The organism is Nonomuraea sp. NPDC001831 (assembly GCF_042892035.1).
In the GTDB taxonomy this organism is placed as follows: Bacteria; Actinomycetota; Actinomycetes; order Streptosporangiales; family Streptosporangiaceae; genus Nonomuraea.
Window position 1 is genome coordinate 36,950 of sequence record NZ_JBIATU010000008.1, and the last position, 12,260, is coordinate 49,209.

14 protein-coding genes are annotated in these 12,260 nt (G+C 72.2%); 6 read left to right on the top strand and 8 right to left on the bottom strand.

Annotation, left to right across the window (positions count from 1 at the left end):
- Nucleotides 1–39 precede the first annotated feature (39 nt).
- From ACFYYW_RS25450 to ACFYYW_RS25460, 3 genes are all read right to left on the bottom strand, one after another.
- Entirely contained in the window at nt 40–804 is a 765-nt protein-coding gene (locus ACFYYW_RS25450) for an SDR family oxidoreductase (protein WP_387652113.1), read from the bottom strand.
- A gap of 121 nt (nt 805–925) precedes the next feature.
- Nucleotides 926–2,047, bottom strand: coding sequence for an erythromycin esterase family protein (locus tag ACFYYW_RS25455; RefSeq protein WP_387652115.1), 1,122 nt, complete (start codon nt 2,045–2,047; stop codon nt 926–928).
- Nucleotides 2,044–2,631, bottom strand: coding sequence for an NADPH-dependent FMN reductase (locus tag ACFYYW_RS25460; protein ID WP_387652117.1), 588 nt, complete (start codon nt 2,629–2,631; stop codon nt 2,044–2,046). Before ACFYYW_RS25460 ends, ACFYYW_RS25455 begins: the two co-directional genes overlap by 4 nt.
- Nucleotides 2,632–2,734: 103 nt before the next feature.
- Here ACFYYW_RS25460 and ACFYYW_RS25465 point away from each other — a divergent pair, with 103 nt between their 5' ends.
- The gene (locus ACFYYW_RS25465; protein WP_387652119.1) at nt 2,735–3,391 is read left to right on the top strand and encodes a TetR/AcrR family transcriptional regulator; all 657 of its coding nucleotides are present in this window, start codon (nt 2,735–2,737) and stop codon (nt 3,389–3,391) included.
- 70 nt (nt 3,392–3,461) lie between these two features.
- Entirely contained in the window at nt 3,462–3,947 is a 486-nt protein-coding gene (locus ACFYYW_RS25470; protein WP_387652121.1) for an NUDIX hydrolase, read from the top strand.
- A gap of 48 nt (nt 3,948–3,995) precedes the next feature.
- Here the strand turns inward: ACFYYW_RS25470 and ACFYYW_RS25475 are convergent, their stop codons facing one another.
- Nucleotides 3,996–4,964 carry an NAD(P)-dependent alcohol dehydrogenase gene (locus tag ACFYYW_RS25475; RefSeq protein ID WP_387652123.1) on the bottom strand — a complete coding sequence of 323 codons (969 nt, stop codon included), beginning with the start codon at nt 4,962–4,964 and terminating at the stop codon, nt 3,996–3,998.
- A gap of 98 nt (nt 4,965–5,062) precedes the next feature.
- On the opposite strand from ACFYYW_RS25475, the gene ACFYYW_RS25480 reads away from it, so the two are divergent.
- On the top strand, nt 5,063–5,752 hold the full coding sequence (locus ACFYYW_RS25480; RefSeq protein ID WP_387652125.1) for a TetR/AcrR family transcriptional regulator: 690 nt from the start codon (nt 5,063–5,065) through the stop codon (nt 5,750–5,752).
- A gap of 109 nt (nt 5,753–5,861) precedes the next feature.
- On the opposite strand, the gene ACFYYW_RS25485 is transcribed toward ACFYYW_RS25480, so the two are convergent.
- Nucleotides 5,862–7,019 (bottom strand): NAD(P)/FAD-dependent oxidoreductase, encoded by a 1,158-nt coding sequence (locus tag ACFYYW_RS25485; protein WP_387652127.1) that lies wholly within the window; start codon nt 7,017–7,019, stop codon nt 5,862–5,864.
- Nucleotides 7,020–7,083: 64 nt separating this feature from the next.
- Nucleotides 7,084–7,956 (bottom strand): RNA polymerase sigma factor SigJ, encoded by an 873-nt coding sequence (gene sigJ, locus ACFYYW_RS25490; RefSeq protein ID WP_387652129.1) that lies wholly within the window; start codon nt 7,954–7,956, stop codon nt 7,084–7,086.
- A gap of 356 nt (nt 7,957–8,312) precedes the next feature.
- Here sigJ and ACFYYW_RS25495 point away from each other — a divergent pair, with 356 nt between their 5' ends.
- Nucleotides 8,313–8,738, top strand: a complete 426-nt coding sequence (locus tag ACFYYW_RS25495; protein ID WP_387652131.1) for a hypothetical protein — start codon at nt 8,313–8,315, stop codon at nt 8,736–8,738.
- A gap of 21 nt (nt 8,739–8,759) precedes the next feature.
- Here ACFYYW_RS25495 and ACFYYW_RS25500 read toward each other — a convergent pair whose 3' ends face one another.
- Nucleotides 8,760–9,329, bottom strand: a complete 570-nt coding sequence (locus ACFYYW_RS25500) for a TetR/AcrR family transcriptional regulator (protein WP_387652133.1) — start codon at nt 9,327–9,329, stop codon at nt 8,760–8,762.
- 67 nt (nt 9,330–9,396) lie between these two features.
- Here ACFYYW_RS25500 and ACFYYW_RS25505 point away from each other — a divergent pair, with 67 nt between their 5' ends.
- Complete coding sequence (locus tag ACFYYW_RS25505; protein ID WP_387652134.1) at nt 9,397–10,566, top strand: FAD-dependent monooxygenase; 1,170 nt, start codon at nt 9,397–9,399, stop codon at nt 10,564–10,566.
- Between the two features lie 19 nt (nt 10,567–10,585).
- Here ACFYYW_RS25505 and ACFYYW_RS25510 read toward each other — a convergent pair whose 3' ends face one another.
- Entirely contained in the window at nt 10,586–11,605 is a 1,020-nt protein-coding gene (locus tag ACFYYW_RS25510) for a lytic murein transglycosylase (RefSeq protein ID WP_387652136.1), read from the bottom strand.
- A gap of 151 nt (nt 11,606–11,756) precedes the next feature.
- On the opposite strand from ACFYYW_RS25510, the gene ACFYYW_RS25515 reads away from it, so the two are divergent.
- Entirely contained in the window at nt 11,757–12,251 is a 495-nt protein-coding gene (locus ACFYYW_RS25515) for an STAS domain-containing protein (RefSeq protein WP_387652138.1), read from the top strand.
- The last annotated feature ends 9 nt before the right edge of the window (nt 12,252–12,260 follow it).

Consider the following 12,260-nt stretch of genomic DNA (forward strand, 5'->3'; position numbering starts at 1 on the left):
GTCACCAACGGCCGCCGGCCGCGTCCCCTTGCCGGATCGTCACCAGGGGAGTGGGCCGTCCTCACTGAAGAAACCGCCGGTCGGGCCGTCCTCGCCGAGGGTGGCCAGGCGCACCACCACGGCCGCGCCCTGCGCCGGGGTGAGGAAGCCGCTGTGGCCGTTGATGTCGGTGTCGACGTAACCAGGGGCGGCGGCGTTGACCAGGATGTTCTCCTTGCGCAGCTCGTTCGCGTACTGCAGGGTCAGCGCGTTCAGCGCGGCCTTGGACGGCGAGTAGGCCGCTGACGGCAGCCCCGACAAGGGCCCGTCGACCTCGGCGGTCAGCGCCAGCGAGGCGGCGTGGCTGGAGAGGTTGACGATCCGGGCAGCGGGGGAGCGCCGCAGCAGCGGCAGCACCGCGTTGGTCACGTGGATCACTCCGAAGACGTTGGTCTCGAACACCTCGCGGACCAGCTCCACGTCCACGGCGCTGGGGACGCGGTCGAGGGCGTCCTGGGGCGCGGCCTGGCCCGATCCGGTGATGCCGGCGTTGTTGACCAGCACGTCGAGGCGGCCGAATCGGTCGTCGATCCAGGAGGCGGCCGCCTGGGCGGCGGAGGGGTCGGTGACGTCCAGTTCGAGCGCGTGCGCGTCGCCTCCCGTGGCGCGGATCGCCGCCGCGGCCTCCTCGCCGCGGCGCGCGTCACGGGCGCCGACCAGGACGGTCACCTGCCGTGCGGCCAGCAGTTCGGCGACCGCGCGGCCGATTCCCTTGTTCGCGCCGGTGATCAGGGCCACCTTCTGCTGTGACGTGTGCTCGTTCATGGGTTGGACTTCCTTTCGCGCTGGACGGGGGTGTCCATGGAGACTCCGCTCCCCGGGATCCTGTGACGCTGTGACCGTGTGGTGTGCGTCACCTCCGCGTGAGTGGTGAGCCGGCGCGTCTCTACGTCGTCAACCAGCGCACGGGGGACACCTGGCGCAGGTGGACGAGCACGTCGAACGCGTCGGGCAGGGAGGTGACGGCGAGGTGTTCGGCCGCGTCCCTGGAAGGGTCGTAGACGCCGCTGATGACGCGGACTTTCATCGGCCCGTCCATCCCGCCGTCACGCAGGTCGAGCCAGTGGGCGGCCCGGCCGGTGGCGCCGAGGCGGGCGTCGAGCCAGTCGGAGGGCGGTTCCGGGACGGTGACGGCGCCGAGGTCGCCGTGGTGGAAGCCGATCGCCGCGGAGACGTAGCCGGTGCCATAGTGGTCGCGCAGCACACTGCCGACGGTGGGCTGGGGGCCGCGTCGATGCGCCAGGCCCAGGGTCGCCGGGGCCGCGACGGTGTGCGCGATGCCGTCCCAGTAGACCACGCGGTGGCCGGTCCGTTGCTGGTGGCCGACGATCGTGCCGGCCCAGGTCCGGGCGTCGCCGGCATAGTCGTCGCGGCCGGCGACGCTGCGCCGGTGGAAGTCCGCGATGAGGCGCATGCGCTCCAGGGCGGGGTCGCCGGGCAGCTGCTCCACGATCGCGAGGGCGTCGCGGGCGTGTTCGGCGAAGGGGCGGCCCGGGTGCAGCCCTCTGGCCCGCTGCACGTGCTCGTCGATCTCATGTGCGGTACGGATCGGCTCCAGGTGCGCGGCCAGTTCGGCCAGCCGGTGCGGGGCGGCACGGCGAACGTGCTCCATGACGGCGTCGTAGTCGGCGGGCCGCGCCTGGGCGGGTTTGACGCCGAAGATCCGGACCTGGTCGTCCGGATGGTCCTCGTTGAAGGCGCGGATCCACTCCAGCGCCGCGGCCGTCTCGGCTGTGCGCCAGGGCCGCCAGGCGCCGGCCAGGGCGGACGACGCGGTGCCCGCGCCGCCGGTGACGTACGCGTCGAGGGCCGCCCCGACGGAGGCGTCGTCCTGCACGGCCAGCGCACGGAAGCCGTGCCTGCGGACGAGGCGGCGGAAGAGCTGGTCGCGCACCTCGGAGGTCTCGTGGGCGAACCTGGTGGACTCGCCGAGCCCGGCGACGGTCGCGCCGGTGGCGATCGCGTCGGCCAGGTCGTCGAGAGCGGTCTCGGTCATCACGGAGGTCATGCCGGAACTCCTTGGCGGATCGGTTCGAGCGCCCGTGACCAGGCGACGACGTCGTTCAGCAGGGCGGTGAGGGCGGCGTGCTGGTGCGGGGCGGGAGTGAGGTCGCCCGGTTCGGTGGGGGCGGAGAAGGTGAAGTCGTGGTGCAGGGACAGCGCCACCTGGCTGCGTACGGTGGCGACCTTCAGCTCGGCCAGGATCAACCGGAGGTGTTCGACCGCGCGGGTAGCGCCGAGCAGGCCGTAGCCGACGAAGCCGGCCGCCTTGTCGTGCCATTCGGCGTAGACGAAGTCCAGGGCGTTCTTCAGGGCGCCGGGGATGGAGTGGTTGTACTCCGGCGTGACGAACACGAACCCGTCGTAGCCGGCGATCGCCTCCGCCCAGCGGACGGTGTGCGCGTTGCCGTACAGGCCGGACGCCGGCGGATGCGGCTCGTCCAGCAGCGGCAGGCCGAAGTCGGCGAGGTCGATGATCTCGAAGCCGGTCGCCGGCTGCTCCCGCGCGGCGACCTCGGCCACCCACTCGGCGACGGCGCGGCCACGGCGGCCGGGGCGTGTGCTGCCGACCACGATACCGATCTTGGTCATTGACGTCTCCTTGACTGAAGGGTGTTGCACCGATCGGTGTAGAAGTTACGCCCATCGGTGTAGTGAATGCAAGCGTCGGTGTAATCGACTAGGGTCGGGGAACGTGACCGAGAGAAGGAAGCCGGTCGGCCAGCCGGACAAGCGCCGGGCGATCATGGCCGGGGCGCTGACCCTGTTCGCCCGCGACGGCTACATGCGCGCCGGGCTCGACGCGATCGCCGCCGAGGCGGGAGTGTCCAACCGCACCATCTACAACCACTTCACCGACAAGGCCGAGTTGTTCCAGGCGGTGATGCAGGAGAGCACGCAACGGGTCGCGGACACCATGGTCGACATCATCGACCGCCACCTGACCAAGGTGATCGATCTGGAACGCGACATGATCGACTTCGGGCTGGCCTGGCTCGGCGTGCTGACCTCCGACCTGGCCCCGCACTTCGCGCTCATCCGCCAGGTCAACGCCGAGATCGAGCACATCCCGCCGGCCGCGCTCAAGCTCTGGCAGGAGACCGGCCCCGGCCGTACCCGGCGCGAACTGGCCGAACGTCTGCGCCGCATCGCTGAGCGCGGCGACCTCGCGATCGACGACCCCGCTCGCGCAGCCGGGCACCTGATGCTGCTCATCTCCGCCGACAACCTCACCGACCGGGCGGACCTGCACAACCAGGACGCGCTCCGCCAGATGGTCACCGCAGGAGTTTCCACCTTCCTGTACGGTCATGCGGTCGAGCGGGCCGCTGGGAGAGGGGCTTCCGAATAGCCAGAAAGCCGTCTCCGAGGAGAGTCGTATGGCGTCTTTTGTTGCTGCTCGTGACGGGGAGCGCATGCCCGTGCGCTCGAACGGCCAGGACTGGCTGGTGTCCTGGCATCCGGCCGACGACCCGCCGGAAGGCAGATCTCACGGAGCCGCCGGCATTTGCGTGACGGCTGCCGATGAGCTGGTCCTCATCAGCCATGACGGTGAGCACTGGGGTTTCCCCGCCGGGCGGCCCGAAGGAACGGAGACGATCGAGGAGACCCTTCGCCGGGAGATGCTCGAAGAGGCGTGCGTCACGGTCACCGGCAGCCGCCTGCTCGGTTATGTCCGCAGCGAATGCGTGCGCGGGCGCGAGCTCGGCCTGGTCCTCGTCCGCTCCTACTGGCGTGCGGAGGTCCGGCTTGGGGAGTGGGCGCCGGAGTTCGAGATCCAGCACCGGCGGGTGGTTCCGGAGTCCGAGGCGAAGAAGCACGTCCGCGATCCCGACCTGGCCGCGACCCGGGTCTCCTTCCGTGCTCTGGAAGAGGCAGGGGTAGGCGACGGCCCGCGTTCCTCTTGAGCGCCGTAGCCGCCCGCCCGGAGGCTCGGCGGCGTGCCACGCCCGGTCTCAGACAATCCGCACGACGATCTTGCCGCGCACGCCGCCCGCCTCCAATGACCGGTGCGCCGCGGCGATGTCGTCGAGCGGGAAGACCTTGTCCACGACCGGGCGGATGGCGCCGCTGTCCACGTACCGGGTGAGGTCGGTGAGGAGCCGGGTGGTGGGGTTGCCGCTGAAGAAGCGCACGCGCCGCCGGCCGTGGACGGCCGAGGCGGCGATGTACGCCAGGGACGCCGTGATCCTGCGAGAGTCGAAGGCGATCGCCACCATGCGGCCGGACGGTGTCAGCAGGCGGCGGAAAGCGGCGTGCTCGGTGCCGGCGGTGTCCAGGATCACGTCGAACCGGCCCAGATCCGCCGGGGCGACGGTGGCGTAGTCGTACGCCTCGTGCGCGCCGAGGTCGCGGACGAGGTCGAGGTTGCGTGCCCCGGCGAGGGCGGTGACGTGGGCGCCCAGCACCCTGCCGAGCTGCACCGCGACAGCGCCCACCCCGCCGCTGCCGCCGCGGACGAGCAGCCGGTCGCCCGGCCTGAGCCCGGCCTGGTCGCGCAGCGCCGTGATGGCCGTCGTGCCTGCCGGGAGCGCCGCGGCCGTCACCAGGTCGACGGACGCGGGGGCCCGGGACAGGCGGCGGGGGTGGACCGCCACGTACTCGGCGGCGCTGCCGAACGCGCGGCCCAGCGTGCCCCACACCCGGTCGCCGATCCGGGGGCCGGTGACCCCGGACCCCAGGGCGACGATCTCGCCGGTGAGGTCGATGCCGATCCGTTTCGGGAAGCCCCGCTGCATCAGCCCGGTCACCAGCCGCACCCGGCCCGTCCGGCCGTGCACCTCGCCGCCGTTCACGCTGACGGCGTGCACGCGCACCAGCACCTGTCCGGGGGCGGGGACCGGCTTGGGCGCCGTGCCCACGTACAGGACCTCCGGCGGTCCGTACCGGTCGAACAGGGCCGCGCGCATCTCGTTCGTCTCCATGTGGACGACGCTAGCCCGCTAAACGGTCGGGGCTCTCCACTTAGGCTAATGTGAGAAAGATGCCCAGTCCTCGCTCTCAGTTGGCGCCCACCAGGGAAATGCGGGCCGACGCGCGGCACAATCGGGCACGCATCCTGGAGGCCGCGCGGGAGACGTTCGCCAGGCGCGGTCTGGACGTGCCGATGGTGGCGATCGCGCGGCGCGCCGGGGTCGGCGTGGCCACCCTCTACCGGCGTTTCCCGTCACGCGAGTCCCTGATCACGGAGGTGTTCGCGGACGAGCTGGCGGCGTGCGCGTCGGTCGTGGACGAGGCGCTGGCCGACCCGGATCCCTGGCACGGGTTCTGCGGGGCGATCGAGAAGGTGTGCGCGATGCAGGTCGCCGACCGCGGGTTCACCGACGCCTTCCTCACCGCGTTCCCCGACGCGGTCGACTACGAGCGCACCCGGGAGCGGGCCGAGCGAGGCTTCGAGGAGGTGGTGCGGCGGGCCAAGGCTGCCGGGCGGCTGCGGGCCGATTTCGCCTCCGCGGACCTGGTGCTGCTGTTGAGGGCCAACTGCGGCATCGTCGCCGGGGCCGGGGCCGGGGCCGGGGCCGGGGCTGGGGCTGGGGAGGGGGTGGCGGCGGCGTCGCGGCGGCTGGTGGCGTATCTGCTGCAGTCCTTCCGCGCCGACCACGCCGAGCCCCTGCCGCCCCCGCCGCCCCTCACGCTCGGCCACCTGGTCCCGACGTCGTCCGGTACGGCCCACCCGGCGGCGAGGCCGGGGAACGAGCGGAGCAGCCGCTGACGCCGGCGCCCGGCAGGACGACCCCTGCCGCTCGTGGGAAGACCGGCACGACCGGGCCGGCTGCCAGGGGCGCGGCGACAGGAGGCCGCCGCGTTCCGGTGGAGGGGGTTCAGCCGGCGGTCTCCTCGTCGCGGGGGAAGAAGGGCAGCTCGATGCGCACGCGGTCGGCGGCGGCGAGGATCTTCTCCGCGTCGTCGATCGGCGGGTGGATCGCCTGGTTGATCCGTACCTTGATGTCCTTGCCGTCGGCGCCCGAGGCCATCACCCTGCGGTCCCAGCCGCGGGTGAAGATCCCGCCGGCGTCGCCCAGGTCCAGGCAGGTGACGTACGGGCCGGGGGTGAAGTCACGCGGCGGCACGCCGTGCAGGTCGGCCGCCGCGTTGTGCCCGGCGACCTTGCCGAGCGGGGTGGCGTGCTGGCACGCCTGCATGACGGTGTGCTCGGCGTCGAAGGCCGCCGCCGCGGTGTCCCCGGCGGCGAACACCTCGGGGAGCGCGCGCAGCCACCGGTCCACCGGTATCCGGCCGAGATGGTCGAGTTCGTCGGAGATCTGCCTGGTGAGCTCGCTGGCTCGCATGCCGATCGACCAGACCACCGCGTCCGCCTCGAGCTCGGTGCCGTCGGACAGGACGGCGTACCCTGCGCCGACCTCGGTCACCGTCGTCCCGAGACGGCGTTCGACGCCCAGCTTGTCCAGTGCCGCCTCGATCTGCGGACGCGGGCCGGGGCCGAGCTGGTGCGCGACCACCGGCGACCGGTCCACCAGCAGCACCCGGCCCCGGCCGGCCAGCGCGGTCGCGGCTTCCAGGCCGGTGAACCCGGCGCCGACGACCACGGCCGTGAAGTCCTCCCGGTCACGCAGGAAGCCGGTGAGCCGCCGGGCCCCGTCGAGGGTGTCGATGTCGAAGAGCCGTTCGGCGCCGGGCAGGTCGTGGGGCCGTACCAGCCGGCTGCCGGCCGCCAGCACCAGGCGGTCGTAGCCGATCTCCGCGCCGTCGGCCACCACCGTGCGGCGGCCGGTGTCGATCGTGCTCACCGAGGCGCGCAGGTGCATGACGCCGATCGGCCCGAGGATCCTGCGCAGCTCCACCTTGGCCAGGTCCGGCTCGGGCTCGTACAGGCGTGGCCGCAGCACCAGGTGCTCGTTCGGGGCGATGAGCGTGATGCGCAGGTCCGCGGCGCCGCCCGCCCGCTCGCGTGCCAGCGCCGCGCCCGCCGCGCTCCACACGCCCGCGAAACCGCCACCGATGATCACAACGTGTGCCATTGTGTCGTCCTCTCTCCCGTCGCCCCTGGTGATCCGGGGGCGGCAGGGAGACAGGACAGCGGGCTCAGATGTGACCGATGTGGGAAAATTTCTCGGGATTGGCCAGTCTGCGCAACGTCGTGATCCGTCCGTCGGCGATCTCCACGGTGTCGAGCCAGACCAGTTCGCCGCCGCGGTAGGTCGCCAGGGCCGGCTGCCCGTTGACCTCGACGATCTGGAACGCGTCGGGACGCCTGATCTCGATCTGCCGGACCGCCAGCAGGGCGATCGTCCCGGCCCCGTGGACCGGCCGGCGCGCGGCGGTCACCCTGCCGCCGCCGTCGGCGACGTAGACGGCCTCGGGGTGGAGCAGCTCGACCAGCTCAGCCATGTTCCCCGCGTCGGCGGCCGCCTTGAACGCCCTGAGCAGGCGTTCGGTCTCGGCCCTGGACGCCCTGGGCCGCTCCTTGACCGCGGCGACCCGCGCCCGTGCCCGGGAGGCGAGCTTGCGCCCGGCGGCGGGCGTGCTGCCGAGCACCTCGGCGATCCGGGCGAACGGGAAGTCGAAGACGTCGTGCAGCACCAGCGCGACGCGCTCGGCCGGGGTGAGCGTCTCCATGACCACCAGCATCGCGGTGCTCACCGACTCGTCCACGAGCACCTGAGCGGCGGCGTCAGGCACGGTCAGCAGCGGTTCGGGGAGCCAGGGACCGACATAGGACTCCCGCCGGACCCGCGCCGACCCGAGCACGTTGTAGGACGCGCGGGCGGCCACGGTCACCAGCCAGGCCCGCAGGTCACGCACGCCTGACAGGTCGGCCGCGGCGGCACGCAACCAGACCTCCTGCGTCACGTCCTCGGCCTCGGCCACGCTGCCGAGGATCCGGTAGGCCGCCCCGAACACGGCGGAGCGATGCGACCGCCAGTCGGCCTCGGCCGGCACACCGCTCGGCTCCACCCGCCGCCCCCAGCTCTTTCCGGATCAGTGTTCGACCGCAGATTCTAGGTTCCTGCTGCGACCTGGGCCGCGACCGGGGGCAGGCACCGCGGCCCGGTGCAACCGGCGGTACTCCCGCACCTGGTTGACGCGGCGGGCCGCCCTTCGGTTCTCGAAAAGGATTCGTGGCGGTCCCGCCGATCCGGGCACTCAGCCGAATGACACGGTGATGGTGTTCAGGAATTCCCTGGGCTTCGGCATTTCCAGCAAACGCGGCCGCTCGGCCAGATGCGGCCCTTTTTAGGCACGACTAAAAGGCATTGTAGGGCGCGTTCCGGGTGCGGCAGGCTTTCCGGCATCGGGGCGAACAGGGCCCGGTGAAATCGCTGAACATTCGTGTCGCCGTGGTTCCGCGCGGCCGGAGAGGACGAGAAATGTTCGGAACGGGAAATCGGACGAGGAAACTGCTCGCCACGGCGGCCGCCACCTGCGCGGCCCTGACGATCGTGGCCACCCCAGGCCCGGCCGCCGCGTCGGCGTCGGCTTGGTGCCAGTCGAGTTACCTGGTCTACAAGTACTGGAAGTCGGACGGCACCATCGGCCGCTGGAGCAATAACTGCGCCGGTGACCACTCGCTCAATTCCAAGGGTTACAAGCTGGAGCCCGGCGGCTGGTCCGGCTACATCGACTACAGCGATGGCACCTGGGATTACTTCTGCGATTTCCAGGACAAGTGGCTGGGCAAGCGGGTCGTCAACATCACGATGGCCGCCGCGAAGATCGAATACTGCGTCAACAAGTGATGCGGCAGGCAGGCCGAGCGGTCATCTGGTGGGGCGCAGGCCGTCCAGCAATACGGTGAGGTAGGCGTCGGCGAGGGCCTGTGAAGGGGGCTGGGCGCGGGCGACGGCCAGGGCCGTCCGGCCGAGGAGGGTCGTGACGACGGCCGGGTCGAGGTCGGTGCGGATCGTGCCCTCGCGCCGCGCCCCCTCGATCATCTCCTCGACGGCGGCGGCCAGCCCGGCGCGCAGGGCGGCGGTGGCCGGCAGGTCCAGGCCGCCCAGCTGGTCGTTGACGGCGTGGTGGGCGGTCTGGAACGCGATCAGCTCGCCGAGGAAGGTCCGCAGGGCCTGGTGGGCCGTCGTCTCGGCGAGCAGGTCGCGGGCACGCTGGACGACCGGTTCCAGCAGACGGGAGACGGCGGCGTCCAGCAGGGCGTCCTTGCCGCCGAAGGCGCGTACGACGGTCGCGGCCCCCAGGCCCGCTTGCTTGGCGATGGCCTCGACGGTGAGCGTCGCGCCGGGTTCGGCCAGCAGCGTCATGGCGGCGTCGAGGGCGAGTCGGCGGTTGCGCACGGCGTCGGCACGGCGCTTGGGCTCGGCGGGTGTTGACAACTGAAATGCTCATTCCACATAGTTAACTGGAACGCTTATTTCAGTTACTGTACCCCGAGGAGCCTCAGTGAACGAGCGCGTCCTGATCTCCGGAGCCGGCATCGCCGGGCTGGCCCTGGCGCACTGGCTGGCCCGGCTGGGCTTCCGGCCCACCGTCGTCGAGCGCGCCCCGCGCCTGCGCGCCGGCGGCAACGGTGTGGACCTGCGTGACCACGCCGTCGAGGTGGCCGCGAGGATGGGCCTCATGCCGCAGGTGCGCGCGCTGGCCGCCGACGTGCACGGCATGAAGTTCGTGGACGCCGGCGGCCGGCCCGTCGCCCGCGTCGACACCCGCGACCCCGGCTCGGTGGAGATCATGCGCGGCGACCTGGTGGCGCTGCTGCGCGAGGCGGCCGACGTGGAGATCATGTTCGGTGACGCGATCAGCAGCCTGGACCAGGACGAGCAGGGTGTGCGAGTCGCCTTCGAGCACGCGCCCGCCCGCGCCTTCGACCTGGTCGTCGGCGCGGACGGGATGCACTCCCACGTGCGGCGGCTGGCCTTCGGGCCGGAGGAGGAGTTCGTCCGGCACAAGGACCACTACTTCGCCTTCGCCGACGCCGACGCCGCGCTCGGGGAGGACCGCTGGGTCACGATGTTCAACACGCCGGGACGCATGGCCGGCATCTACCGGTCGGGCAACCACGCGCAGGCCAAGGCGTACTTCATCTTCCGTTCCGCGCCGCTGGATTACGACCGCCGGGACGTCGCCGAGCACAAGCGGCTGGTGAGCCGGACGTTCGGGGGCGAGACGTCCTGGCGTACCCGGGAGCTGCTCGACTCGGCCCTGGCCGACCCCGACTTCTACTTCGACGCGCTGGGCCAGGTGCACATGGACTCCTGGTCGAAGGGCCGCGTCGTGCTCGTCGGCGACGCCGCCTGGTGCGCCTCGCCGGCTTCCGGGGCGGGCGCGGAGCTGGCCCTGGTGGGGGCGTACCGGCTGGCGGGGGAGCTCGCCGCCGCCGGCGGTGATCACCGTGTCGCCTTCGCGCGGTACGAGGCCGTCCATCGTCCGCTGGTGGCCAGGAAGCAGCAGATCGGCCCGAACGTCCGGCTCATGGTGCCGAGAACCGAGGGCGGCCGATGCGTCCGGGACGCCCTGATCCGCCTCCCGCTGCTGAAGGCCATGGGAGCGGTGGAACGCCGCGTCCAGACCAGGAACCCCCGCCCTTTGCCGGAGTACACCCGGGTCCGGTGAAGCGACCCGGCGGCCGAGACTACTTCGGGCCGGTCAGGCGGCGTTCGCCTGCTGTGGTGAGGACGAAGACCTGCCAGTTGTAGTAGGCGTAGTACGCGCGCGGGTCGCGGCGCATCTGGCGGGCGTGCAGGAGGACGGCGTCCACGTACGCCTGGGACGGGTTGTAGGCGTGCAGGGCCCGCCGGTAGTCGCGGGGCGCGCCGCTGGCGTGGAGGTAGTTGGCCGCGCCCATGACGGCGTCCCGGGGGTTTCGGACGTCGCCGCCCATCCCGTACGCGCGCCAGGTCGCCGGCATGAACTGCATGGGACCCTGGGCGCCGGCGTGGCTGTCGGCGCGTACCCGTCCGAACTTGGTCTCGACGAACATCACCGACGCCAGCACCTCCCATTCCACCCCGAAGCGGCGCTCGGCCCGCTTGAAGTGGCTGAGCAGTTCGGCGGCCGGACGGGCCGGCTGCACCTTGAACACGGCGGACGGCTTGATGGGCCGGGTCAGGGCCAGCAGTTCGCGCAGGGCGCTGACGTTGTCCTTGGCCTGGGCGGCGAGGGCGGCGGGCAGGCGGGCGAAGGCGCGGTCGGCCAGGGCGCGGTTGCGGGCGGCGTGGCGGTAGAGGCGCTGCTGGTAGAGGGCCAGGAGTTCGACGTCCCGCGGCGGGGCGCCCGTCGAGGGGCGCCAGCGGTCGATGGCCGCGTTCAGGGCGGTGGTCGTGTCGCGCAGGGCCGTCGCCAGGCGGGCGGGGTCGGTGGGGAGCGGCGCGCCGGGGGCGGGGAGCGCCTGGCCGGAGGAGGCGCCGGCGCTCGCCGTCACCGACGGGGAGGGGTCCGCCGCCGTAGCGGAGGCCGCCGCCGTAGCGGAGGCCGCCGCCGTGGCGGAGGCCGAGGAGGGGGTGGGCGCGGGGGAGGGGGTGGTGGTCGTGGCCCCGCATCCGGCCGTCCCGGCGACTGCCGCGCTCACCAGCAGCAGACAGGCGAGCGTACGGCCCCGGCCGGTGCGGGGCTTCGGCGGGCGGGCGCGGAACGGGCGTCGGAGGTCGTCCATGGTCGGCCAACCTACCTGCATCACGGCTTCATACCGGACATCTCGCCTTGTAGCACTCCACCGGCAGCACTTGACACCTGGGATGCGTACGCTTCTCACAAGACGGCGGCGTGGCCCGGTATCGGCCGGGTAGGAGAGGAACCACCGGGAGGTGATCGGCATCGACGGCGGAGCGGACGAGACAAGCTGGCGAGGGCCCCGGTTGCGGGCGGAGACGAGACAGGCGGACGGGTGCCTGGTCATGGGGTTGAGCGGGGAGCTCGACTACATGCAGAGACCCGAGTTCCGGCAATGGGCGCTCGGCGTCGTGGCCGGCGGCCACAACGCCGGGAACGGCGACAGCGCCGGGAACGATGACAACGGCGACAGCGGGGCGCCGATGGTCGTGCTCGACCTCAGGGGCATCGAGTTCTTCGACTCCACCGGGCTGTCCGTCGTCATCGCGCTGTGGCAGCGGGCGCGTGAGGCCGGCGGCGATCTGGCGGTGGCCGCGCCGCCGCCGATCTGCGCCAACATGATGCGGCGTACGGGGCTGGCCGACCACATCGCCATGGGCGACACGGTGGCCGCCGCGATCGCCGGGGCGGCGATCCTGCGACGCACGAGGACGAGGAGCGACACGGCCGACGAGGCCGCGGCCGGCTGAACCAGGCCG

Bases quoted from the DNA above. Each gene is read 5' to 3' on its own strand.
- ACFYYW_RS25460 (WP_387652117.1), bottom strand. From the start codon at position 2,631: ATGACCAAGATCGGTATCGTGGTCGGCAGCACACGCCCCGGCCGCCGT.
- ACFYYW_RS25455 (WP_387652115.1), bottom strand. From the start codon at position 2,047: ATGACCTCCGTGATGACCGAGACCGCTCTCGACGACCTGGCCGACGCG.
- ACFYYW_RS25480 (WP_387652125.1), top strand. From the start codon at position 5,063: ATGCGGGCCGACGCGCGGCACAATCGGGCACGCATCCTGGAGGCCGCG.
- ACFYYW_RS25450 (WP_387652113.1), bottom strand. From the start codon at position 804: ATGAACGAGCACACGTCACAGCAGAAGGTGGCCCTGATCACCGGCGCG.
- ACFYYW_RS25510 (WP_387652136.1), bottom strand. From the start codon at position 11,605: ATGGACGACCTCCGACGCCCGTTCCGCGCCCGCCCGCCGAAGCCCCGC.
- ACFYYW_RS25475 (WP_387652123.1), bottom strand. From the start codon at position 4,964: ATGGAGACGAACGAGATGCGCGCGGCCCTGTTCGACCGGTACGGACCG.
- ACFYYW_RS25485 (WP_387652127.1), bottom strand. From the start codon at position 7,019: ATGGCACACGTTGTGATCATCGGTGGCGGTTTCGCGGGCGTGTGGAGC.